The sequence below is a fragment of the Barnesiella propionica genome (genome assembly GCF_025567045.1).
GTDB classification, from domain to species: Bacteria; Bacteroidota; Bacteroidia; order Bacteroidales; family Barnesiellaceae; genus Barnesiella_B; species Barnesiella_B propionica.
The window spans coordinates 423,141-446,961 of the sequence record NZ_JAOQJK010000001.1; the positions used below are offsets into that span (position 1 = coordinate 423,141).

At 46.8% G+C, this 23,821-nt stretch carries 27 protein-coding genes; 13 read left to right on the top strand and 14 right to left on the bottom strand.

Annotated elements, in window-relative coordinates; genetic code table 11:
- Nucleotides 1-5 precede the first annotated feature (5 nt).
- The 8 genes from OCV73_RS01885 (at nt 6) to OCV73_RS01920 (ending at nt 9,269) form a co-directional block, all read left to right on the top strand.
- Nucleotides 6-2,060: a DUF4971 domain-containing protein gene (locus OCV73_RS01885; protein WP_122120517.1), complete on the top strand. Its 2,055-nt coding sequence runs from the start codon at nt 6-8 to the stop codon at nt 2,058-2,060.
- 84 nt (nt 2,061-2,144) lie between these two features.
- Nucleotides 2,145-3,224 (top strand): glutaminyl-peptide cyclotransferase, encoded by a 1,080-nt coding sequence (locus tag OCV73_RS01890; RefSeq protein WP_004320571.1) that lies wholly within the window; start codon nt 2,145-2,147, stop codon nt 3,222-3,224.
- Nucleotides 3,221-3,721, top strand: coding sequence for a transposase (locus OCV73_RS01895; protein WP_004320573.1), 501 nt, complete (start codon nt 3,221-3,223; stop codon nt 3,719-3,721). The genes OCV73_RS01890 and OCV73_RS01895 overlap by 4 nt, the downstream gene beginning before the upstream one ends.
- The gene (locus tag OCV73_RS01900) at nt 3,718-5,796 is read left to right on the top strand and encodes a TonB-dependent receptor (protein ID WP_004320575.1); all 2,079 of its coding nucleotides are present in this window, start codon (nt 3,718-3,720) and stop codon (nt 5,794-5,796) included. Before OCV73_RS01895 ends, OCV73_RS01900 begins: the two co-directional genes overlap by 4 nt.
- Nucleotides 5,797-5,800: 4 nt before the next feature.
- Nucleotides 5,801-6,940: an ABC transporter substrate-binding protein gene (locus OCV73_RS01905; RefSeq protein ID WP_004320576.1), complete on the top strand. Its 1,140-nt coding sequence runs from the start codon at nt 5,801-5,803 to the stop codon at nt 6,938-6,940.
- Complete coding sequence (locus tag OCV73_RS01910) at nt 6,941-7,921, top strand: FecCD family ABC transporter permease (RefSeq protein ID WP_004320577.1); 981 nt, start codon at nt 6,941-6,943, stop codon at nt 7,919-7,921. It abuts the gene before it with no gap.
- Complete coding sequence (locus OCV73_RS01915; RefSeq protein ID WP_004320578.1) at nt 7,918-8,676, top strand: ABC transporter ATP-binding protein; 759 nt, start codon at nt 7,918-7,920, stop codon at nt 8,674-8,676. Before OCV73_RS01910 ends, OCV73_RS01915 begins: the two co-directional genes overlap by 4 nt.
- Nucleotides 8,673-9,269: a DUF2284 domain-containing protein gene (locus OCV73_RS01920; protein ID WP_004320579.1), complete on the top strand. Its 597-nt coding sequence runs from the start codon at nt 8,673-8,675 to the stop codon at nt 9,267-9,269. The genes OCV73_RS01915 and OCV73_RS01920 overlap by 4 nt, the downstream gene beginning before the upstream one ends.
- An 80-nt stretch (nt 9,270-9,349) precedes the next feature.
- Here OCV73_RS01920 and OCV73_RS01925 read toward each other — a convergent pair whose 3' ends face one another.
- The 7 genes from OCV73_RS01925 to OCV73_RS01955 all read right to left on the bottom strand — a co-directional run bounded on the left by OCV73_RS01925 (nt 9,350) and on the right by OCV73_RS01955 (nt 15,817).
- A complete protein-coding gene (locus OCV73_RS01925) occupies nt 9,350-10,750 on the bottom strand; it encodes an OmpA family protein (RefSeq protein WP_147548547.1) in 1,401 nt (466 codons plus the stop codon).
- A gap of 54 nt (nt 10,751-10,804) precedes the next feature.
- The gene (mobV, locus tag OCV73_RS01930; RefSeq protein WP_007482776.1) at nt 10,805-12,262 is read right to left on the bottom strand and encodes a MobV family relaxase; all 1,458 of its coding nucleotides are present in this window, start codon (nt 12,260-12,262) and stop codon (nt 10,805-10,807) included.
- Nucleotides 12,263-12,479: 217 nt separating this feature from the next.
- A complete protein-coding gene (locus OCV73_RS01935; RefSeq protein WP_004320581.1) occupies nt 12,480-13,325 on the bottom strand; it encodes a helix-turn-helix domain-containing protein in 846 nt (281 codons plus the stop codon).
- Complete coding sequence (locus OCV73_RS01940) at nt 13,315-13,905, bottom strand: hypothetical protein (RefSeq protein ID WP_004301229.1); 591 nt, start codon at nt 13,903-13,905, stop codon at nt 13,315-13,317. The genes OCV73_RS01935 and OCV73_RS01940 overlap by 11 nt, the downstream gene beginning before the upstream one ends.
- Nucleotides 13,896-14,297: a hypothetical protein gene (locus OCV73_RS01945; RefSeq protein WP_004301227.1), complete on the bottom strand. Its 402-nt coding sequence runs from the start codon at nt 14,295-14,297 to the stop codon at nt 13,896-13,898. The genes OCV73_RS01940 and OCV73_RS01945 overlap by 10 nt, the downstream gene beginning before the upstream one ends.
- Nucleotides 14,294-14,740: a hypothetical protein gene (locus OCV73_RS01950; protein ID WP_005680025.1), complete on the bottom strand. Its 447-nt coding sequence runs from the start codon at nt 14,738-14,740 to the stop codon at nt 14,294-14,296. The genes OCV73_RS01945 and OCV73_RS01950 overlap by 4 nt, the downstream gene beginning before the upstream one ends.
- A 27-nt stretch (nt 14,741-14,767) precedes the next feature.
- Nucleotides 14,768-15,817: a hypothetical protein gene (locus OCV73_RS01955; RefSeq protein ID WP_004301222.1), complete on the bottom strand. Its 1,050-nt coding sequence runs from the start codon at nt 15,815-15,817 to the stop codon at nt 14,768-14,770.
- 238 nt (nt 15,818-16,055) lie between these two features.
- On the opposite strand from OCV73_RS01955, the gene OCV73_RS01960 reads away from it, so the two are divergent.
- Complete coding sequence (locus OCV73_RS01960; protein WP_004301218.1) at nt 16,056-16,667, top strand: recombinase family protein; 612 nt, start codon at nt 16,056-16,058, stop codon at nt 16,665-16,667.
- A gap of 263 nt (nt 16,668-16,930) precedes the next feature.
- The gene (locus OCV73_RS01965; RefSeq protein ID WP_256596129.1) at nt 16,931-17,224 is read left to right on the top strand and encodes an HU family DNA-binding protein; all 294 of its coding nucleotides are present in this window, start codon (nt 16,931-16,933) and stop codon (nt 17,222-17,224) included.
- Nucleotides 17,225-17,311: 87 nt separating this feature from the next.
- Here the strand turns inward: OCV73_RS01965 and OCV73_RS01970 are convergent, their stop codons facing one another.
- On the bottom strand, nt 17,312-17,692 hold the full coding sequence (locus OCV73_RS01970; RefSeq protein WP_004301211.1) for a single-stranded DNA-binding protein: 381 nt from the start codon (nt 17,690-17,692) through the stop codon (nt 17,312-17,314).
- A 153-nt stretch (nt 17,693-17,845) separates the two neighbouring features.
- On the opposite strand from OCV73_RS01970, the gene OCV73_RS01975 reads away from it, so the two are divergent.
- Nucleotides 17,846-18,049, top strand: a complete 204-nt coding sequence (locus tag OCV73_RS01975) for a hypothetical protein (RefSeq protein ID WP_004301210.1) — start codon at nt 17,846-17,848, stop codon at nt 18,047-18,049.
- Entirely contained in the window at nt 17,997-18,311 is a 315-nt protein-coding gene (locus OCV73_RS01980; protein WP_004301209.1) for a hypothetical protein, read from the top strand. Before OCV73_RS01975 ends, OCV73_RS01980 begins: the two co-directional genes overlap by 53 nt.
- 61 nt (nt 18,312-18,372) lie before the next feature.
- Here OCV73_RS01980 and OCV73_RS01985 read toward each other — a convergent pair whose 3' ends face one another.
- From OCV73_RS01985 to OCV73_RS02000, 4 genes are read right to left on the bottom strand one after another with little or no spacing between them, the layout of a single operon-like run.
- A complete protein-coding gene (locus tag OCV73_RS01985; RefSeq protein WP_004301208.1) occupies nt 18,373-18,630 on the bottom strand; it encodes a hypothetical protein in 258 nt (85 codons plus the stop codon).
- 16 nt (nt 18,631-18,646) lie between these two features.
- Entirely contained in the window at nt 18,647-18,973 is a 327-nt protein-coding gene (locus OCV73_RS01990; RefSeq protein ID WP_004301207.1) for a hypothetical protein, read from the bottom strand.
- A gap of 11 nt (nt 18,974-18,984) precedes the next feature.
- Nucleotides 18,985-19,161 carry a hypothetical protein gene (locus tag OCV73_RS01995; RefSeq protein WP_004301206.1) on the bottom strand — a complete coding sequence of 59 codons (177 nt, stop codon included), beginning with the start codon at nt 19,159-19,161 and terminating at the stop codon, nt 18,985-18,987.
- An 18-nt stretch (nt 19,162-19,179) separates the two neighbouring features.
- Entirely contained in the window at nt 19,180-19,473 is a 294-nt protein-coding gene (locus tag OCV73_RS02000) for a hypothetical protein (RefSeq protein ID WP_004301205.1), read from the bottom strand.
- 71 nt (nt 19,474-19,544) lie between these two features.
- On the opposite strand from OCV73_RS02000, the gene OCV73_RS02005 reads away from it, so the two are divergent.
- Complete coding sequence (locus OCV73_RS02005) at nt 19,545-19,673, top strand: hypothetical protein (protein WP_004301204.1); 129 nt, start codon at nt 19,545-19,547, stop codon at nt 19,671-19,673.
- Nucleotides 19,674-20,244: 571 nt separating this feature from the next.
- Here OCV73_RS02005 and OCV73_RS02010 read toward each other — a convergent pair.
- Together OCV73_RS02010 and OCV73_RS02015 are read right to left on the bottom strand one after the other, a co-directional pair.
- Nucleotides 20,245-22,593, bottom strand: a complete 2,349-nt coding sequence (locus tag OCV73_RS02010; RefSeq protein ID WP_147548549.1) for an AAA family ATPase — start codon at nt 22,591-22,593, stop codon at nt 20,245-20,247.
- Entirely contained in the window at nt 22,590-23,810 is a 1,221-nt protein-coding gene (locus OCV73_RS02015) for an exonuclease SbcCD subunit D (protein WP_147548551.1), read from the bottom strand. Before OCV73_RS02015 ends, OCV73_RS02010 begins: the two co-directional genes overlap by 4 nt.
- Between the last annotated feature and the right edge of the window lie 11 nt (nt 23,811-23,821).

Below are 23,821 nucleotides of genomic sequence, written 5' to 3' on the forward strand. Positions count from 1 at the left end.
TCATTATGAACAAAATATATCATTTCATCCTATTCTGTTTCGCTACGCTCTGCCTTGCTGCATGTAGTGATGACGACCCTGAAGTAAGCGGAATAGACGGCAAGGATCACTTCATCTCCGAGTTTGCTCTAACTGTAGATGGCATTACCTATCAAGCCATGATAGTCGGGGACAAGATTACAGTTGAGATACCTTATAATACCAGTCTGAAAGGGGCTACCGTAGAGTATGCCCTTTGCGAGGGAGCCTCTATTAACCCGAATCCATCGACCATAGAGGATTGGGAGAATGAATGGAAATTCGTAGTTACCTCCAAAATGCAGGATAGCAAAGTATATTCCTATACTTATCAATATACAGACATCGAACAGAGCGGCAGCGTAGTACTTGCCACGCAAGCCGAGGTTGATAATTTTGCAAAGACAGGAATAAACAAAATCGAAGGCAGCCTGACCATCGGAACGGCAGACGGAGAAGAAATCACCAATCTGGACGGACTTGCCAACCTGAAACAAATCAGTAACTCCCTTGTCATCAATCCGTCTTACAAAGGAACGGATTTGACCGGGTTGGATAATCTGGAACAACTCGGAAGTTTCAAATTAGGTTCGACAACTTCTGCCAGTAAAAACATAATGCTCAAAACGGTTAATCTGCCCTCTTTGCTTGGAGTGACCGGTGATTTTGTCGTTAACAGTTCTGTCATTGAAAAAATATCTATACCCAAAGTCGAGTTCATTGGTGAGGATATGTATATAACTTCCGATGCTTTACTTGATTTGGATGCAAATGCCGTTGAATCTGTCGGAGCTTCCTTAATTGTCAAAGGTTCGGTAGCACAAAAAGAATCAGCGACAACCGAAGCCATTGTTTTCTCAGCGCTCAAACAGGTCGGGAATGAACTTACAATCCAATATTTTCCCAAACTGCAAGGAATTTATCTACCGGCATTGGAAAGTGTGGCCGGTACTGCCTCATTCTCCGATATGTCCTCCATCGGAAGTCTTGCAATGACCGAATTACATTCGGTTGGAGGACTAACTATAAAAAATTGCAAAGAAATTTCCATTGTTGAACTTCCCGGTCTTATTTCCTGCGGAGAGACCAGTGTGGATGCGAATAAAGTCAATAAACTCAATATAGCTTCTTTGAAAGATGTACTCGGTGATATGACTTTAACTAATCTGCTCATAGAAGAACTGGATTTGTCCCAGATAAATTTTAACGGAAATACACTTACCCTACAATGTAAGCAACTAAATAAAATCGTAGGATCGGAAACATTTAACGGTAGCCTTTTTCTACTTCCTAAAGATTGTCGATTGACAGAATTTACGTTGGAAGGAATCTCAAATATACAGGGTGACTTCCAATGCATAGATTATTTTTATGTAAAAGAATTTGTTATGCCATTTATTCGTGTGGCAGGAGATATGACTATTGCATTGAATTCGGGAAGTGTTAATACGGCGGCGGAAATCGAATTTCCTAAATTGCAGGAAATTGGAGGGACCTTAACATTAGGGACAAATAGGAATGCAAATAATATTACCTTCCCGTTATTGAAAAAAATTCTCGGTTCATGTTCAGTTACGACTTACAACCTTAAGAATGATATTGAGTTTACCAATCTGGAAAGCATTGGAACGGATGGAGCTGATGCACAAATTAAGTTTGAGATTGAGGCTACTAATATTCTATGTCCCAAATTAAAAACGATAAATGGGAAGTTTGATATTGCAACATCTTCTTTTATGTTTGATATGGAAGTAGATAAAGTATCTTATCCTAACGTAGAATCAATATCCGAAAATCTTTCAATAACATGCCCGTATTCTGATTTTGGTTCTAATGGTATTTTGTCCATTGATTTTTCAGGTCTCAAATCAGCAAAAGGGATTAGTATAAGCGGGCAAGGAGATGTTACTGATTTCAGTTCTTTCAAATACCTGTTTGAAAACAATGTTCTAACAGGAGAATCTCAATGGTCTGTCAAAGAATGTGGTTACAACCCCACTTTCCAAGAGATGAAAGACGGGAAGTACAAGCTTGCCGAATAGATAACGAAACAATAAATTTTCTGCCAATCCTCGGTATGCTTACCGTAAGGTAAGCTGCCGGGGATTAACTATAAAAATAACGGTATGACCTATCACCAATTGAAATATCTGCTATGGAGCGTAGTTGTCGGAGTGACACTATCCTTGACATCCTGCATGAAGTGGGACTACGGCGATGCCGTGGAAGATTTCAACGCCACGGGAGCCGGACTGTTCATCACCAACGAGGGCAACTTCCAGTACGGCAATGCTACCTTGTCCTATTACGACCCGGCAACCAAACAGGTGCAGAACGAAATCTTCTTCCGTGCCAACGGCATGAAACTCGGCGACGTGGCACAGTCGATGACCATCTACGACAACAAGGGCTGGGTCGTGGTGAACAACTCCCACGTGATTTTCGCCATCGACCTGAACACCTTCAAGGAGGTAGGACGCATCGAGAACCTGACCTCACCGCGCTACATTCATTTCCTAAGCGACGAAAAAGCATACGTCACCCAATTGTGGGACAACCGCATCTTCATCATCAACCCGAAGAAATACGAAATTACCGGCTATATTCAAGTGCCGGACATGACGATGGAAAGCGGCTCGACGGAGCAAATGGTGCAGTACGGCAAATACGTCTATTGCAACTGCTGGAGTTACCAGAACCGCATCATCAAAATCGACACCGAAACCGATCAAGTAGTCGATGAACTGAAGGTCGGCATACAACCGACATCGCTGGTCATGGACAAGTACAACAAAATGTGGACGGTGACCGACGGCGGTTATGAGGGCAGCCCCTACGGTTACGAAGCCCCGTCGCTCTACCGCATCGATGCCGAGACCTTCACCGTGGAGAAGCAGTTCAAGTTCAAGTTGGGCGACTGGCCCTCGGAGGTGCAGCTCAATGGCGACAGGGACAAACTCTACTGGATCAACAAGGCCATTTGGAGCATGGACGTGACAGCCAGCCATGTGCCGGTACGTCCGTTCCTCGAATACAGCGGCACGATTTATTACGGACTGACGGTAAACCCCGCCAACGGAGAAGTGTACATCGCCGATGCCATCGATTACCAGCAGCAGGGCATGATATACCGCTACTCGCCCGAAGGGAAATTGATAGATGAATTTTATGTCGGGATTATCCCCGGTGCATTTTGTTGGAAATGAAGAATAAATTGCGGCATATATACCATATTATTTTCATCACGAAAAGACAGGAGATGACGATTCCAATGACAACCAAAGGAATGATTCTCGATCAGATGGTACAAATTTTCACAAGGAAAGGCTGTCATGTCTATGCCTGCAATGCTTTTCTCAATCATGTTCATATACTTGTAGAGATACCATCTCCCACGGACTTCGCAAAGATTATCAATAAAGTAAAAAGTTCTACAGGCGTTGTCTATCGAAAATATCCGGAATATGCGGATTTTTCAGGATGGGCAGCCGGATTTGATTCGTTTAGCGTGTCATTCAATGATCTGAATCGGGTAAAACACCACATTGAGAAACAAGAGACGGTTCATCAGGAACTTTCATTCGAGGACGAATACGACCAACTGCTTGAAGAAAACGGATTCAATGCCTATCAAGATTTTATGCGGGCATCATTCTCTGCATATGCTGCGGTAAATAACCATATTAAAAACAAAAGGAAATGACATATACAAAATATTTACTTTTCTCAATATTGGTTGTCTGTCCATCCGTGCTGTCTGCGCAGGGAATCACCCGGCGTATTCACCAGATAGACGAGGTGACCGTATGGGGCAAACGGCCGATGAAGGAAATCGGCGTGCAGAAGACGAAGTTCGATTCACTCGCACTGAAAGAAAATATCGCCCTCTCGATGGCGGACATCCTGACGTTCAACTCGTCCGTGTTTGTCAAGAGCTACGGCCGCGCCACGCTCTCGACCGTCGCCTTCCGAGGCACGTCGCCCAGCCATACGCAGGTGACGTGGAACGGGATGCGCATCAACAACCCCATGCTCGGCATGACCGACTTCTCCACCATTCCGTCCTACTTCATCGACCAGGCATCGCTGCTGCACGGTACTTCATCGGTGAACGAAACGGGCGGTGGACTGGGCGGTCTGGTCAAACTCGGCACGGCTCCTGAAGTCGCTGAAGGGTTCAACGCCCAGTACGTGCAGGGCATCGGCTCGTTCAAGACCTTCGATGAGTTCGCCCGCTTCACCTACGGAAGTGAGCGGTGGCACGTCTCCACCCGTGCGGTCTATTCTTCCTCGCCTAACGATTACAAGTACACCAACCACGACAAAAAGATAAACATCTACGACGAGGATAAGAACATCGTCGGACAGTATCACCCGAAAGAGCGCAACCGCTCCGGGGCGTTCAAGGACCTGCATTTGCTTCAGGAAGTGTATTACAATACCGGGAAAGGCGACCGTTTCGGGCTGAACGCCTGGTATATCAACTCCAACCGGGAACTTCCGATGTTGACGACCGACTATGGAGATGCAACCGACTTCGAGAACCGCCAGCGAGAACAGACGTTCCGCAGCGTCTTGTCCTGGGATCACATGAAAAGCAACTGGAAACTCGGCGTGAAAGGCGGTTACATACACACATGGATGGCCTACGACTACAAGCGTGAGGTCGCACCTGACAACTGGGCGTCGATGACCCGCTCCCGCAGCAAGGTAAACACGTTTTACGGTCAGGCGGAGGGAGAGTATTCTTTGGATAAAAAATGGTTTTTCACCGCCAATGTATCGGCACACCAGCATTTGGTACGGAGCGAGGACAAGAACATCATCTTGCAGGACGGTGGCAAGGCCATCGTGGGCTATGACAAGGGGCGCGTGGAACTCTCCGGCTCCGTATCCGCCAAGTGGCAGCCGATAGACCGCTTGGGTATGTCGGTGGTACTGCGGGAAGAGATGTATGGTTCCGATTGGATTCCACTCATTCCGGCTTTCTTCATTGACGGTATCATTTCCCCGAAAGGAAATGTGATGCTGAAAGCATCCATATCGCGTAACTACCGTTTCCCAACTCTGAACGACCTATACTTTTTGCCGGGAGGTAATCCCAACCTGAAAAACGAACAAGGTTTCAGTTATGATGCCGGGGTGAGTTTCGATGTCGGCAAGAAAGGCATTTACAAGTTGAGCGGCGGTGCGAACTGGTTCGACTCCTACATCGACGACTGGATTATCTGGCTGCCCACCACCAAGGGCTTCTTCTCGCCCCGCAACGTAAAGAAGGTCCACGCCTACGGCGTCGAGGTCAAAGCGAACTTCGCCGTGCAGCCGGCGAAAGATTGGCTCATCGACTTGAACGGGTCCTATTCGTGGACACCCTCCATCAATGAAGGTGAGAAGATGTCGCCTGCTGACCAGTCAGTGGGCAAGCAGTTACCCTACGTGCCGAAGCACTCCGCATCGCTGACCGGACGGTTGTCGTGGCGGACTTGGGCGTTCCTTTACAAATGGGCGTTCTACTCGGAACGTTACACCATGTCGAGCAACGACTATACGCTGACAGGACACCTGCCCGAATATTTCATGAGCAATGTCTCGTTGGAGAAAAACCTGTTTTTCAAACCGGTGGACATCCAGTTAAAATTCGCCGTCAACAACCTCTTCAACGAGGACTACCTTTCGGTACTCTCGCGCCCCATGCCCGGCATCAACTTCGAGTTCTTCATCGGCATTACCCCGAAGTTCGGGAAAAACAAGAAAAAGTCCGAAAATACAAATATGTAACGATATGAAAGCATTAAAGAATTTAAGCCTGCTGTTGCTACTTGTATTAGCATTCACAGGCTGCCACAATAAAAGTTCAAAACTCGCCGATTTCAACCGAACGGTCTATACACCTGAATACGCTTCGGGGTTTGACATAAAAGGTGCAGACGGCAAAAAGAGCGTATTGGTTACCGTCACGAACCCTTGGCAGGGCGCCGACAGCATCACTACGAACCTGTTCATTGCCCGTGATGACGAAGAGGTTCCGGCGGATTTCACCGGTCAGATGCTCAAGGGGGATGCCGAGCGCATCGTCTGCATGTCCTCGACCCATATCGCCATGCTCGACGCAATCGGCGAAACGGGACGCGTAGTCGGCGTGTCAGGCATCGACTACATCTCCAATCCCGACATTCAGGCACGGCGGGACAGCGTTGGAGATGTGGGCTACGAAGGGAACATCAATTACGAACTGCTGCTCTCGCTTGACCCCGACCTCGTGTTGCTTTACGGCGTGAACGGGGCAAGCTCGATGGAGGGTAAGCTCAAAGAGTTGGATATCCCGTTCATGTATGTCGGCGATTACCTCGAAGAGTCTCCGCTGGGCAAAGCCGAATGGCTGGTGGCACTTTCGGAGGTTATCGGAAAACGGGCGGAGGGCGAAAAAGTATTCGCGGAAATCCCCGTCAGATACAATGTCCTGAAAAAGAAAGTAGCGGACAATATCCTCGACGCTCCGTCAGTCATGCTCAACACGCCTTACGGCGACAGCTGGTTCATGCCCTCGACCGAAAGCTATGTCGCCCGGTTAATCAAAGATGCCGGAGGCGATTACATCTACAAGAAGAACACAGGAAACGCTTCCGCGCCCATCGACCTCGAAGAGGCGTATCTGCTGGCCTCGCAAGCCGATATGTGGCTGCATGTGGGGATGGCGAACACGCTTGATGAACTGAAAGCCGCATGCCCGAAGTTCATCGACACCCGCTGTTTCCGTGGTGGACAGGTCTATAACAACAACGCCCGCACCAATGCTGCTGGCGGCAACGACTACTATGAGTCGGCGGTCGTAAATCCCGACCTCGTGCTGCGAGACCTCGTGAAGATATTCCACCCCGAACTGGTCGAGGAAGATTTCGTCTATTACAAGCAACTGAAATAGATGCGCTCCCGTTCCGCCATATTGTTTGCCATGCTGGCCGCCCTCACCCTTTTCCTGTTTCTGCTGGATTTGGCGGTGGGGGCAGTCGCCGTACCGCTCGGCGATGTATGGGCGGCTTTGACGGGCGGCGACTGCCCGCGGGCGACGGCGAAAATTATACTGAATATCCGACTGATTAAGGCGGTGGTCGCGTTGCTGGCCGGAGCAGCTCTGTCGGTCAGCGGTCTTCAGATGCAAACCCTCTTCCGCAATCCTCTTGCCGGCCCCTACGTGCTCGGCATCAGTTCGGGCGCGAGCCTCGGCGTGGCACTCGTCGTGCTTGCAGGCTTCGGTTCGTCGATAGGCATTGCCGGGGCGGCTTGGCTCGGAGCGGCGCTCGTGCTGGTCGTCATCGCCGCCGTCGGCCACCGCATCAAGGACATCATGGTGATTCTGATTCTCGGCATGATGTTCTCGTCGGGAGTCGGCGCGATTGTACAGATATTGCAATATCTCAGCAAGGAAGAATCCCTGAAAGCCTTTGTCATTTGGACGATGGGGTCGCTCGGCGACGTGACCTTCGACCAGCTTGCGGTACTCGTCCCGTCGATTATCGCCGGACTGTTGTTGGCGGTGGTGACGATCAAGCCGCTCAACTTACTGCTGTTCGGCGAGGAGTATGCCGTGACGATGGGGCTGAACATCCGACGCTCGCGCGGGCTGCTGTTCCTCTCCACGACGCTGCTTGCTGGTACGGTGACCGCCTTTTGCGGTCCGATAGGCTTCATCGGACTGGCCATGCCCCACGTCACGAGAATGCTGTTCCGCAACAGCGACCATCGGGTACTCGTACCGGGAACCGTTCTTTCGGGTGCGGCGGTGCTGCTTCTTTGCGACCTCGTTTCTAAAATGTTCACCCTGCCGATCAACGCCATCACCGCATTGCTGGGAATCCCCATCGTGGTGTGGGTGGTCTTGCGCAATAAATCCGTCACCGCATGATAAAGTTACACGATTTTTCCATAGGCTACGGCGAGCGCACCTTGCTCTGCGAGGTGGAAACCACCATAGAAAAGGGCAGGCTGACTGCCCTTATCGGGCGCAACGGCACGGGCAAATCGACACTGCTTCGAGCCATCGCCGGACTGAACCGCCGTTATACCGGCCGAATCCTGCTCGACGGGCATAACGCCGCCGATATGCGAGCAGCAGAAATGGCCAGAACGCTGGCATTCGTCACGACCGAGCGCACACGCATCGCCAATCTCAAATGCAAGGATGTCGTGGCTATCGGCCGCGCACCCTATACCAACTGGATTGGAAAGATGCAGGAGGTCGACAAGGAGATCGTCATGCGGTCGCTCGCCTCGGTGGGCATGGAGGCTTATGCGGAGCGCACGATGGACAAGATGTCGGACGGCGAGTGCCAGCGCATCATGATCGCACGGGCGTTGGCGCAGGATACGCCGATTATCCTGCTCGACGAACCCACCTCGTTTCTCGATATGCCCAACCGCTACGAATTGTGTACACTGCTGGCACGGCTGGCGCATGAAGAAAACAAGTGCATCCTTTTTTCCACGCACGAGCTGGATATCGCCCTCTCGCTTGCCGATGCGATAGCCCTTATCGACCCACCCCAGTTGTCGTATATGCCGACCGAAGAGATGCGCCGGAGCGGCTGCATCGAGCGGCTGTTCCGAAATAATTGTGTGACGTTCGATGCCACGACAGGATTCATAAAAGTGGGACAATGACTAAGGAATATATCATAGAGAATTTCACAGCAAATATCAGCGTGGACGAATATATTTCACGCTTCCGGGACGAAAAACGTTTTGTCGAATTTTGCAAACAATGCCCCAACTACGGTAATAGTTGGGGATGCCCGCCGTTCGATTTCGATACCGGAGAATTTCTGCGCCAATATGAATATGCCCACCTGATGGCCACGAAAATAATTCCGGTCGAGAAAAATATTCCGATAGACAGAACGCAGGAATTGATTAAACCGGAACGGCTCAGGATAGAAAGGGAATTGCTGGAAATGGAGCACAGATACGGAGGTCGGGCATTCGCCTATGTAGGAAAATGCCTATACTGTCCCGATTCCGAATGCGCCCGCAAATGCAACCGTCCTTGCCTGCATCCGGACAAAGTACGTCCCTCGCTTGAAGCATTCGGGTTCGATATGACACGAACACTCTCGGAACTTTTCGGGATAGAGCTGCTTTGGGGAAAGGATGGTATTCTACCGGAATATCTTGTGATTGTAAGCGGATTATTTCATAATTCGGCAGAAAATATTATCAGTCATACGAAGCGTAATCAGGATTCAGGAAACCTATAATCTTATTACCCTCATTGATAACAAAAGTCCCTGCAATCCGAATTATAGATTGAGGGACTCGATGAAAGTGAATGTAAAAACTAAAAGAACAACTCTACTTTCGTATGCCTGTTGACTTCGACCGGTACATGGTCGGCTATGCCGCCTCTGCTTACCTTGACGATGCGTTCGATCGGTATGCCACGCTTTTTCAATTCTGCAACGATATAATCCGCTCTCGATGTACTTAATGAACCATTAAGCACAGGAGTTCCAGTCGAACTGTCGGCCGCACCGGTTACTCTCAAGGATAATCCGTATTTCTTGGCCACGCGAGCCAGTTCATCAAGGTTAAGCATTTGGGAAGCATCCGTCAGGTGCGCCGTATTGAGGTTAAAAAAGAAATAGACAGGCGACCCGATGCAATTCCCGGCTTGTATGAGTTCCGTCCTTTCAGAGACGATTATGCCCGGTTTCTCGGCATCATCTCCGTTGTTGCCATATCCAATACTTGCAGAATCAAGCAGCGAGATTCCATCCCAATGCCGGTTTTTCAATCTTGCCCGTAGTGAGTTCAATCCGCTGTAATTATTTCTGGGATAACCTTGACGGCGGTCGGTCTCATCGTCATTAACCAGATGACCGTACTTGTCAAGCAATCCTTCTATTTCCAGAATTTTCTTCAATTCTGCGACCGTCCGTCGGTTGCGGTCGTACCAGTCTTTATAACGCTTGTTTTCTCCGGATAAGATATTGGCATGATCCACGAGCCACTCATTCTGACGAATGTAAGATGTCGCATCAACCGCGCGTTTCCAACCGACCTTTCCGAGATGAAACGTGAAACCGGCGGTCAGCGATACCATGTGGTCGCCGAGGCGGTTCGGGCGTCCGTAACCATCGAAGTCCTGAAAGGTGGTCGTGCCGGAGAGTTCCAACATGGCACTTACTCGTTTGGAAATCCGATATTCTCCCTGTACGCCATACGAAACAGTAAAGGGATTATTCCCGTTAGAGGCATTGTGCAACAGGCCGACACCGGCAAAGGGAGCAAGATTCCAGCGTACCTGTTCTTGCCGGGCATATCTGCAGCCAAGGACATTCCACAGCAGATCCGCATGGATATGGTGGTAGTCCTGATTGGACAATGTTCCATCTTTGAACTGCACACCGCTGTAATTGATACGTGCGCCGACGGACGGAGTGAACCATTTTCCGACTGCGAAACTGTACGAGGGTTTCAAGCGTCCGAAGAGGTCTTCGCAGCCGAGAGGTGTGCCGAGAAAGGCGGACGTACCCCCGGCAATACTGACAAACCAGTTGCCAGTCAGGGATGCCGGAAGTACCACTCCGTCAAGATAGACGGGCTGTATCGGTTGCAGTTCCTCCGAGACATTATAGTACGGTGTATGTTGTACAGTATCCACCTGTACGGGTTGTATACTTGCCTGTGCCTGCAACGTGCAAAGCACGGCCAATATAAAAAAGATTTGTTTCGTCATATTCCAATGATATTATTCGTTATACTTTTTGATTTGTCATGAGACGTATGCCACTTACCGTTTGGGTTTCTTGCCAATGGCCGGACGCATCATGCGGCTCGCCATCCTCATGCTGCGGAGTGCCCATGCACGGTTGTCCTCGTCCTCATCGCGCCCCCATTTCAGGTCGCTGCCGCCACCTCCGCCGCCACGAGTTTCGGCAAAAGTGGTGGCATCATCGACCATACCGAGAAACAGCATCGTCGCGCAGTGCATCACGTCTGTACCTTGTTCCGCTATGGACTGGACGAGCGAGCCGTCGAACAGTTGCCGTTCCGCCACGTCCATCTGTGCCGATACGTTCCTATACTCGCCGACCACATTTTCCAGCAGGACATCCTTGAGCAACGTGTCCACTTTGGAATGTATATCATGGGAGTATTTGTAGGCTTCCTCCTTGAGTTCCCCGGTACGTTCCTCAATGGCATCCATGTTCTCTTTCAGCTCGGCAAGCTGCCGGTCAGCCGTCTGTAACTTCTCCTGCTTGTCTGCCAGTTGCCTGTTGATGCCTGCCAGCTCTTTCTCCAGACTTTTAACTTGTGCGGCTAATTGTTCCGCATCGCCCTTGTTCGCTTTCAAATCCTGTTCGGCTGCCGATAGCAGAGCCTCTTTTTCGGCTTTCGACTTCTCAAGGTTATCGACCATTGTCGTAAGCCCCTTGACCCTGCGCTCTGCCAGACGGATGTCCGATTGAAGGGTTGCCAGCACCTTTTGGTGGCGGTCTATATTTTCCTCGATGGTCGTACATTCTTCCGATAGCATACGGCGGTATTCTTCGGTAGTCCTGTGCCGTGCGCCTGTTTCGGATATGCTTGTTCCTCTCGACATTCCCCACCTTGTATTGACTTCGGCGAAAAAGTCGGTATGAAGCTGTTTCATCCTTGCGCTGTATTCAAACTTGTCCTTTCCGGCGAATATTTCCTTGTACGCAAAGCGGCCGTCTTTGATTGGCAACAAAGTACAATGCACATGAGGGTTCAATTCGTCAAGGTGTACGATGAATGCGGCGATGTTCTGCTCGCCATATTTGCCACTCACGAATGAATAGACGTCTTTCGCCCAGCGTTCAATATCGCTCATTCTTTTGATACGGGTATTGTTCGCACCTTCATCAAAATCCACGTTCTGCGTGCCGAACGCGAGTTCGTGCATCCGCTTACGGGAACCGCCGAAAATGAAGTTCACCACCGTGCGGTACTTCGGTTCTGCCAGTCCTTCGTTGGGGTCTTTGATTCCACGCCTCTCCAATATGTCCGCCATCCGTTCGGGAATGTTGCGGCTCGTGTCAATGGGACGTACCTTGCCTCCGGGCGCAATCTCGAAGTTCAGGTGTTTGCGTGTGGGGTCGTAATTCCCCTTATTCATAGCGTACTTTTCCGCCCTTTCACTGCGGTCACGCAAATGTTCGTTGCTTTGGGCTGCGGTGATGCCTTTCGACACCTGCATATCAAGTACCTGTTTTTGATCTGCCATACTCTTTTCGTGTTGTTTGGACAATCCGTCCTGTCCCAGCTTGCTGCTTGCCCGGACAGCCTACCGACGGTCGGAGACCTATCGGGGTATTAGGCTCCCCCTTCCCTTTGTTTCGTGGCAGACGGGCAAGCCCGTGTGCCTCCTATAACCGGCAGGATGACCGTTAAGGGATGGAGGCGGATTGTTCGCGTTATACAATCTGTTTTCGACTCCCGGTTCAATCCACCATCGCCTGTGCCTTCGCCAGAAGCGATAAAAAGGGTTTGCGAAGCGATTTGAGGCGTTCTTGGTCTTCGTCCATGTCGAAGTCCGTCACTGATGCCTCGGTGTCGAGAATCAGCCCGGCGAGGTCTTTGGCGGACTCGATGAAAGCTGCCCATTCTTCGCCGAGGTCAAGCCGGAAGAAATCCACAAGCGGCGAACTGTCATCGAATCTCGACTTGTGCAGGATTTTTTGCAGGGCGGCGTGGGCGATGCAGCACAGGGCTGTTTCACGATGTTCCGTGACCAAAGTGCCGGAATGTGCGGAGGTCGTGATGGAATGGGTGTCCGAACAGTGTCCGGCGTCACGGTCGGCAATTTCAGCCTTTGCCAGACTTACGAGTTGTCCACACATTACGCCAGTTTCGGCAGCGGTCGTTTTGCCGATTACCCAATCGGACAATACCTCACGGAGCTGTCCGGCAAAGTCCGGCTGCTCCTGTGCATCGCGGGGCTGTGCTGCCTGACCGGATTGTACGGTCATGGTAATGACCACGCTTTTGGGAAGCTGGATGCGGGTCAGCAAGCCGAATGCCTCCATTGCACTCAAAAAAGAACGGACGGTAGCCCTGTGCCAATGCCACTCCGATGCGAGGTCGGAAACGGTCAGGTAGCACTGGTTGGGTTGCAGCACGTAGTCCTTCTTTCTTAAAAACGGGGAAACGAAACCTGCCAGTGATTTGTCCAACAGGTCACAGTACGCTTCGGTGCGTGTCTTGCGTTCATCCCCTTTCTCCTTGAGATATTCGAATACCTCCCTGTCTGCCAATATGGAAACAGGTATCTTTTGGTTATTTTTCATTTTCATTCGGTTTTAATGATTCATATTGTGCGGATATGTCAGTGTTGCCGCTGTCCGCTTCATGCGGCAGATTTGCGTGATGATTGTCGTGATAGGATTCTGACAGCATTCCGGGATGCTTTGCCCATCCGGAAAGTGTCCCCGTGTCCTTGCATTCGGACATGACCCGAACGGAGGGATAGAACAGGGCTGCCAGAAGAAGATAGGTAATGGTTATCGCCAAGGTGTACAGATGCGGCACAAAGCCGATGACCAGTGCGACCGATGCGAGTGTGACAAATGCACCGGGGCGGTCAAGCAACCTGCGTAACCAGTTGTCCGTCCATCGGAACGAGAACATTGCGGCACAGACACCGGTAGAGAGTAGGATTCCAAACTCACCCATATGTCCACAGGCATATACATAATGGAAAAGAAGCAGGCATATCAGCCATACTTGCACATACAGTTTACGGGCGTTGCCGCTTCGTGCCATTGCCATGTAAAAGGGTGTCATGAACCGCTTGTTGTTCTTGTACAATGACATTGATACCCCGAAAGGTATCGCGCAGAAAATGAGTAGCAGGATATTCAGTAACATAAGTAATAGGGCTTTTCGGGTATGGGAGTGGGGCGCACAATGAGTTCCAACTGGACAATACCGTATGTCGCCAGTCGGATAAGGGTTTCGGCATCCTTGGGCGAAAAGTACATGGCCGCTTTCTTGATGCGCTGCTTGAATGTACTGTCTTGCTTTCGGTAGATGGCCAAAGCCTTGTCCAGTTCGTGTTCGGGAATAGTCCATGTCGTACCCTCGGCGTGTATGCCGTTCGTCTTGAAGGCACGCAGCACCAATGTACGGGAAACGAGGTAATCGGTGCGGTCGGTTCTTGAGATGATATGCTCCTTGTAGAGATTGTCATCGGCAACCTCTATCCACGTCCGGTAGGTGTTGATGCAATAGACCATCTGTCGGTATAAACTTTCTCTCATATGAAATTCATCAGCACGTCGGACTTGTCTTTCTTGTATTTCAGGAACCCGCTTTTGGAGTGAAGTTCCAAATCGAGGCATAGGTCCCCGTACATCTGCTCCAAAGAATCATAGATGGTAACAAGGATGCTGTTTACATTACCCTCCGTATCAGTCTTGGCGTTCATCTTGAACATCTGTCCGAAAGCGGGATTCGAGTATGCACAAGTGCTATGACCGAATTTTTCCGTCCGCATCGGGATATGGTGGTAAAGCGTGATCAACTCCATGTCGTCCTCGAACATATCCATTACTTCGTCCAGTTCGTAAGGGGTGCGCAACGGAAACGTAAGCAGCACATAGTCGCCGTAGAACTGCGGTTCTTCCATCGTCGTCACATCGAGCAACTGCGGAAGTTGCAGGGGGACGAATGCCATGAAGTCATTATAAAAATGTCGTAACATATTCATATATTTTTCTGTTGTCATATTTTACAGCGTGTGTATGAATGCTTCCATCAGCATTCCGGGCAGCTCGTCCAAGCGGTTGTCTCCTGGGTGCAGCATCCTGCCCAACTCTCTGAAAGCGTCGGGTGTCTGCGAGGCAAGCATATCGAGTTGCTCTCTTTCTTCGGCTGAAAGCAACGCCAAGCAGAAACCGTCCAACGACGAATAAGGCTGGAGAAGCATCCAGATGTAGGCTTGTGCCTGTGCCGGTGTCTTGACTTTTTGATTGCAGATGTCGTCGATACAGGTTCGGACATTCTGAATCAGCCTGCGGTTGGTGCGCATGGCCAAATAAATCATGGCATTGCGATAGGTGATGTCGTTCCGTTCGGCGGCAAGAAATACCTGTGCGCAGCATCGTTCCGTGTCATGCGTGATGTCGGAAAGATTCTCGCCGTCGAAATCAGGCAGACGTGAAAGGAATGCCCGGTACACAGCATCCTCCTTTTCGATAAAGGTCGTCAGGTCTGCCATACAATGAATACCGTAATCAATCGTTTCAGCAAGGGTAGCTCGATAAGTGGCAAGAATATGTTGTCGGTTTCTCTGACTGACGGGCTGGTTATCCAATGAGGCAAAGAACGGCCGGATTGTTTCAGCCACACGATGCAACTCTTTGTCTTCAAGATGCGGCGAGATTTGTTCTTTTACCCACAGTATATCCTTATAAGTGCGTGTTTGAGACAGCACCATCCGTGAAAATTCCATGCGGATGGAATCATGTATCTGTTCACACTCTTCTCTTACAGTGGAATGAAGCCGGCCAAGCGTATCACATTCGAGATACAGGAATACGGAATCCCTCAATGTTTGCCATTGCTTGAGGTGTCCGGTCAATTCTTTAATGGAGAGTCTTTTCTGCCTGCGTATGTCAGACAGGTATTCCCTGTATGTTCCGGCAGGGTCATTCTTGGCTTTCGCCAATCGTTTGCCATTGCCGTTGTCGCATGACGCGCATAGGAATACGGCAATCGAAACGGCAATTATTTTGGCAAAGATTATCGGCTGTTTTAAGTTCGATTTTGATGTTTTCATACTATATTATTTCGTACTATTTAGTGCAAAACTATATATTATTTTTGATACTTCGCATCCGAAAAACCGTATTTTGCGCATTTTTTAATATCGTACTTAATAGTATGATTACCAATGAAAACAAGTGAAGATAAAAACATGAAAAATGTACGATTTTCGTTTTTTAATATAGTATGATTCAGATACTCGAATAAAACTTGTATATTTGCACTTGTTATCATGAATATTGTATATTGATATGGCAAAAGTCGGTTATATATTCGAGGCGAATTCCTACGATGCGTTTGATGCGGATAAGGAATGGATGCGCCAGTACGGGTGTGTACAAGTGGTTGAAGAATCGGTCGGACACGAGACGCTCAGACCGAGATGGAAACAACTGATGTCGAATCTTGAAAGAGGCGACGAATTGGTGGTGTCAAAATTCAGCAATGCCGTGCGTGGTTTACGGGAACTATCGGCATTGATCGAGCTATGCCGCATCAAGGTCGTGCGTATTATCTCCATTCACGATAAAATTGACACCGACAACAAATTGTTTCCGGACACGACACCGGCGGAAGTATTGGCCATGTTCGGGGCATTACCGGAGGAAGTGGCTGTTTTGCGGAAGTCGTCAGATAAGATTATACGCCTGCAGCAGAGTATCAGTATTCCGATTACCAAAAAAAGTATGAGTAAAACTGAACGGGACAAAAAAATCGTGGATATGTATAACAATGGGTATTCAATCCGTGATATTTGGAAAGAGAGCGGTGTCCGGAGTAAAAGCACCGTGTACAGCATTCTCAATAAATACAAGGTTCAGCTTAACCGAACACCGGGACGCGTGCCGGGCATCCGGAAATAGAACTTATAAATCAAATATGGATATTGAAAATCAGTAGATTACTTGCGTAATTCATTATTTTTTCGTATCTTTAAGTTGGATATAACTATAAAAAATAAGACCTATGGGAGATATTATAATTTTATTGTTGGTATTTTTGGTAGTGGGCAGGCTCTTGAGGGGCGTCTTCGGCGGATTCAGTAAAAGCAGTTTTCGGGATGACAAATAAGTTTGGATTGTTATAACAGGCGGATATTTGTTAATTTTGCACCGTATTCATTAAAATCAAGAACAATATGACAAAAGCGGAAATTGTCGCTCAGATCTCACGGCAGAGCGGAATTGAGAAAACGGTTGTGATGACTGTGGTGGAATCATTCATGGAAAATGTAAAAGAGTCGATGGTTGCGGGAAACGAGGTGTTCTTGCGCGGCTTCGGCAGCTTTGTTATAAAACGGAGAGCTGAAAAGACGGCCCGGAACATTTCGAAGAATACGACAATTAAAATTCCCGCTCACAACATCCCTGCATTCAAACCTGCCAAAGCATTTCTGAATGCGGTAAAAGAGAACAAGTAGAGTATAAAAGTACAGATGGTGCAACAACACCGTAATGAGTAAAACAAAAGCGACCCAAAGGCCGCTTTTGTCGTGATAAGGCAAGGATTATTTCTTGCCTTTTTTCGCTGGTTTGGCCGGCTTTTCAGGAGTCTCCTCCTTCTCGACGGGCGGATAGAACTTGACGGCGACTATCACGATACGGTTGTGTTTCACACCGCTTTGGTCGCTCCATTCTTCGGGCTTGAAATACCCCTCGACGGTCAGCATCGTACCCTTGGTCAGTTGGTCGAACGACCCGGTGTTCTCGTTTTTACGCCACGCCTCAAAATTCATAAAGGCGGAAACGCGTTTGGATTCCTCGCCATTATTCTCCAGTCGGCTTACTGCCAGAGGGAAACGTGCTACACTTGCGTTGGTGAACTGACGGATTTCTGCATCCTTTCCTACGAAACCGGTTACTACGAAATTGTTTTCAATCTTTTTCATAATGAATTGTTTTTAGAAGTTATTAAATCAATTTTACGCTGCCTCAAAAAGTAGGTGCAGTTAAGGGAATGCACCAAGGCCGGACGCATCAATACTCTTTATTTTTGTCCGTAGGCAAAACCAGAAGGCTCGATAAAGGAAGATTGTACGGCTGTGCCATTGGTCAAGACTTCCAAAGTCGTTCCCGTCTGCATACTATCTTTGCATCGGAAAATGATGATGACTTCGGCGGAAAACTATTCTGAAAATGAGCGGAAAGCCGTAGTTGCAGGGGAAGTGAAAGAGCAATCCGTCCACCGGCACAATGGTGCGCGTTTCGGCTGTAAGTCCGCAGAATCGGCAGGGATTTTCGTGTAATTCGGTCGGACTGAATAGAGGTGGCTACAAACAGAACACTGAACTGACAACAGGTGGCGATACCGCAGAAGGGAATATCAACGAAGTGGCGACAAAAGGCGGAACGGGGTATCGGGGTGCTGCCATGTTCCCGTCCGGCAGAAAGAATAGGGGACAAAAGGGAAAAAGGAAAGAACCCTGCTTTTCGGAAAAGCGGACGGCAGCTTTTCACGAATGGCTGGTTTTTACAAAAGGATATGGCGCAGCCAAAAGAGAGAGATAGATGTAAAAAAGGGAATGCGGCGTGGCAGGAATGGAAGATTATCCCGTTCCTGCCTGTATCATCAAAATTCTGCCATGATTACCCGATGCTCGAAAATCTTTTTTTGATTACTGGGACGTCTTTGGCAGACCCATAGGTGATGCTTGCCATAGCCGAAGACGAAATAATCATCAAGACGTGTTTTTTCTTGTAGGCGTTCCATGCCGGTACGCAGTTCCGTTTCATCGGTTGAGAAAAGAATCGTGTTGATGATACGGAAGTAGAGTTCTGTTACCTCGTCACAATAAGGACAAAAGCTATGCTCAATCGTTGCTTTCATGTTTCTTTGATTTTAATTATACTTCTACTACGTCTTCTATTCGACCATACAAGACAGAGCGCAACGCAGTCTTGTCAATGGCGCAATACTCGGTGATATGTCCGTGCTGTTTCACGAAATATCGTTTGAGAACATCGGAGAAATCAAAGAAGTAGCCCATCAATGCGATACCTCTTTTGAAATGGATGCACTCTTTCACGTTTCGGGTAATCCAGTTCTTGTCTTCACGGCTCAACTTGTCTCCGTTATCAAGTTGTTCCCGTAACTGGTAAACCCTGCAGCCTTTCAGCTTTTCTAATTCGGGTACGTCCCATTGGACGAATTTCATTGCTACCTGTTGCATCGCTCTTGGATTTAATCGTAAATAATCACTTCATCACGGTACTCGACCACCTCTTTGCCACTGCTAAGACGTACCACTATTTTATTGCCGAAGTCGCCGACAACTGTTCCCTCGGAGTAGCCTTTATAGGGGGTAAGCAGGGTGCAGTGCGCACCTATAATTTCGCTATCTTTTTCGTATTCGTACATAGTCTTGTCATTTTAGGGTTACAACTTGATATCCCATTTACCCTGTGAGAAGATTCTGAAGCTCACGTATTCGTCTGCAAATTCGTAGGACAGAATTTTGATATAAGTTTTGTCTTTGGCTTCCAACGAAGCTATCAGCCTGTCGATTTCTTCTTCCGGATAAACCCAACGAGAGGTAAACTCCGCATCCACGCTATCGCTGTGTCTATTGACAAAGCCGTCAAAAGTGTCATCCAAGAATGCCTCTATCTTGTCGAGGTCTGCTTTGTTTTCCGTCCTTGCGTAGAAAATGTTTGTTGCATAGTTTGCCATAATCCTAAGTTTTAAGTTTTTTATTTTCCCTCTTTTAGCATTTCAGCTACTTTCGGGCTTGATTGAAAATTATGTCGCCTCAAAAGGTGTTATGGCTCTTTATGCAGGGTTTCACGACCAAATACGACCTCTGCAAAGCGGAGCGTGGAGATTTTGTCGGGAACCGTCAGGCTGTGACCTTGAATACAAGAAAGACATGACAAGTACCTTTGCGACACAATTCTCATCAGGCAGACCGAAAGTTGGGATGCGAGGATAAAATGCCTATGGCAGAAGTTACGATAAAAGGAACTTCCGTAAAATTGGGATGCAGCGAAAAAAGAAAATATCGGTGCGATTATCTTCTCTTTTGACTGTGAATATAAAAGTAAGGGGGAGAACTTCGGTAAAGGTTTAGTTTAGTCTATTAGCTTATATATATGCTAAACTAAAGTAAACTAAATATAGGCAGATATATTGGACTGCCTGTATAGGTGTTTTGAGGGAAATGGTTACCTTTGCAAAAAACAATGTTCCTTGAAAGAAACAGAGATTTGTCCTTTTTTCTTTTGGCTGTGGTTATTCATCCATAGATGACTGCAACAATCACTCTTGGCGAGAGGATGAAAATCGTGTGAAATGACTTGGAAAAATACTCAAAGTACGAACAAGTGAAGAGAAAGAAAGGTAGTGCAAATAAAAAAACAAGAAAATATGATAATTCGTGTTTCTGTTCCTAATTTGTTCCTTGATAAAAACACATCACAATATAAATTGTTAATTTATAAGATATTAAGATGTGAAATTTTGAGATATAACTAAATTTTCCAGTTCTTTTTTCTCTTTGGATATCCATTCAGGGTCTAAAGACAGAAGTTCTTCTAAAAGATCGCCCGAGATAATTCCTTTTTTATTTTCGAGCCAATTATCAACGGTAGTCTTGGCGCTGTCGTGTAATTTTGTCAGCCGTTTATTTTCTGTCATAAGTTGTTTATATGCACCTTCCGAATTTTTGAGTGTAGCTGTGATTTCATTTAACGTGCGGGATAATTCTTCCTTTTTTGAAAAACTATCCGATATTCTCTTTTTGAAAAAAATTTCGGTTTCTTCTGCCGATTTTCCGTTCAGAATGCTCTTCTGTTCTTGAAATAATAAAGATAGGTGTGTATCGATTTCTGCTTTTTTATTCTCTTTCAGTTTTATATCTTCCGACAATGTTTTTAAATTTTCTTGTTCATTGTCAAGAGACGATGATAATTTAGCAGTTTTTTCTTTCAGTTCGTTTTGTAAATTTCCGTATTTCTCCCATTCCAGAGATAACGTTTTGATTTTTTCCTGTAAACGGGTTTTATCTATTTTTTCCCAGTTCGGTAATATTGACAGAAAGTGTCCGGCTTCTTGTTCTTTTTCGTTGATATTGCCGATGCAGTTTTTTAATAAAGTACTGGTTTCGATAAACTCGTTCTGCCACAGCTCTATTCTGTGTTTCAGTTGCTCTATTGCTTCGGTGGTTTCCTGCTTTTCTTTTTCTATAGCCGATTCTTCTAAAATATGTTCAGGATCGGGAGACATTTGTATAGGGTGGTGGACGCTGCCGCACACGGGACAAGGTTTGCCGTCGGTTAATTTTGCCCGTAATATGGCGATCTCGACAGGCAATTTCTTATTTAGGTTTTCTATTTTTTCCTGTAAGTTTTGTAATGTTTTATTACCGGTCTCAATGTGTTCCGAATATAATTTTATATCTTTTTCCAACAAAATTTTCGACTTTTCATTTTTGTCGATTTCCTGTAATAATCTGCATATATGTTCATTTTTCGTAACCAGACCGATATATGCTCCTCTCTGCTCGAACCATTCTTCCAGAGCTTTTTCTTTTCTCGTGTTTTTATCGATGGTATCTTTTATAATATGTGCATTCTCTTTCTTCTTATCATAAGATTGCCTGATGCGTATAAGCTCTGCATCGGTTTCGTCCAGATTTTTTTTTGTTTCTGTTATCCTTACGTCTATATCTCTTGCCTGTTTAATAAGAGGTTCTGTCTTTTCATACTCTGATTGCAGGGTTTTCAGGGTCTCGTTTTCTTTATTACCGGTTAGTTTGATTTGTTCCGATTTATCTTTTAATTCTTTTATCTCCCGTAAATAGCGTTCGGATAGCGATGTGTTCTTGGTGAGTTCCTTTTTATATGATTGTAGGCTGATATGATTATCCCGTATTTCCTGGACCAAATTAATTAATTCTATATAATGGAAACGGGGCTTTGCTTTTTCTATAGACTGGTATATTCCCTTAGAGATATTTTCCGATTCGGCCACCGATTTCTCCAGTTGCGCATCTTTGATCGACCAGGAATATTGTTCCTGCATGGTTTCCCAGTCTTTATTGAGACGTTCAATCTGTACTGATAGTCTCTTTTTTTCCTGTTTCAGTTCCTTTATTTCGTCCGGAGAAAGTATTTCTATTCCTTTGATTTTTTCATTGACCAGATTCAGTTCTTGTTCTGCCGATTTTCTTTTTTCAAAGATGGATGAAGATATTTTAGAATAAATATCGGTACCGGTAAGTTTTTCCAATAATTCGGCTTTTTCTCCCTGACTGGCTTTCATAAATGTAGCGAAATCCCCTTGGGCTAATAATACCGCGCGGGTAAACTGATTGAAATTTAATCCCAGAAGTTCGGTGATACGGGAGAGCAATTCGGTTTTTCCTCCATATATTTCGGTACCAGAAGTAAGGTTAATTAACCGTATACGGGTACTTTGAAGTTTCCCGTTGATTTTATTATTTGCCCGGTTTACATACCAGTTAGAACGGTAGTGTTCTCCATCCAGTGCAACGAAATCAACCTCAGCATATCCTTCGGCCGTTCCCCGGCGTAAAATATTACGGCTGTCGCGAATGTTTATGGTTCTGTCTTGTGTTTCGGTTATCTGGAGATTTTCAATGCCTTTGGATGTACGTGGGGTCGCATCGAATAATGCTACACACAATGCATCCAGAATGGTTGATTTCCCGGCTCCCGTACTTCCGGTAATGGCAAATATTCCTGCATGAGATAAAGGTTCTTGTGTAAAATCGATTTCAAATTTTCCCTGTAAAGATGCCAGATTTTTTCCTCTTATAGCTAGTATCTTCATTCCTGTACCTCCTCTATGATTTGTGATAATAAGGCAGTCAGTTCGTCTGTCATTTCCGTATTATATTGTTTTTTATAAACTTCTTGGGCTAAAGTTATGGGATTGAGTGAATGCAGGTCCCGATAAAATACAGTATCTTTGCTTTGTGATGATACTGTATTACTTCCTATCCGGGCTAATCTTACCGATTTATTCCGTAATATTTCTTCTATTTGAAACTTCATGGACGGTTCGGGGTCGGTAATGAGGACATTGACTTCCAGGTAAGGAGAATATTCTGTAATCTCACCTTCCGGTAATTGTTTCAATTCTTTTAATACCTCCGGTAGTCTTTTGGGTTTTTGAGGAATACTTATGAACTTGGCAGGAGCATCGAATTCTATATGTTCTATACGGGCTGCTGTCCCGTTATCTATTTCTATATAAGTAACCCCGTGTTTGTAGTTTTTTTCCGCGAAGGACATAGGAAGGGGACTTCCCGAGTAGCGTACATTCTCTCTTTTTGAAACGCGTTGGGCTTTATGTAAATGCCCCAGTGCCGTATAGGCGATTCCCGTATCGAATGTATCAGGAGAAATACATTCTAATCCACCGATGACAGCACGTTCACTCCGGTCGTTATCCGAAATTTCCGAGCCGGTCGCCTGCAGATGTCCCATCGCAATAATGGTATCTTTTTTTTCTTTTCTGGCGTTGATCTTGTCGAATATATTTTTGTACATATTTTTGACTCCGGTGGCGTAAGTACACTCCTCATCGGTTTTTAAAACGGGATAATCACCTTGTCTCAGGTAAGGGATCGCCATGCACCAGACAGTTGTTTTGTCTTTTTTGTTCTTGACGGGGATAATAAAATGCTCATAGTCTATCTCTTTGTTGCTGTATTTTATGATTCCGCGTACGGTTATATTCATTTCTTCCAGTAAAGGATTCGGAGCTTCTAACCGGGCGGCAGAATCGTGATTGCCCGAAATGATAATGATCTGAATTTCGGGACTTGTATCCGTGACTTCCTTTAAAAAACGATAAAACATCTTTTGGGCTTCGGCCGATGGATTAGGGTTGTCGAATACATCTCCGCTGATGAGTAACAGGTCGGCGCTTTTTCTGCTTAAAGTCTGTTTCAACCAAGCCAGGAATTTTTTATGTTCTTTTATTCTTTCGTACCCGAAAAAAGTTTGTCCTAAATGCCAGTCGGCCGTATGTATGATATTCATAAATAAATTTC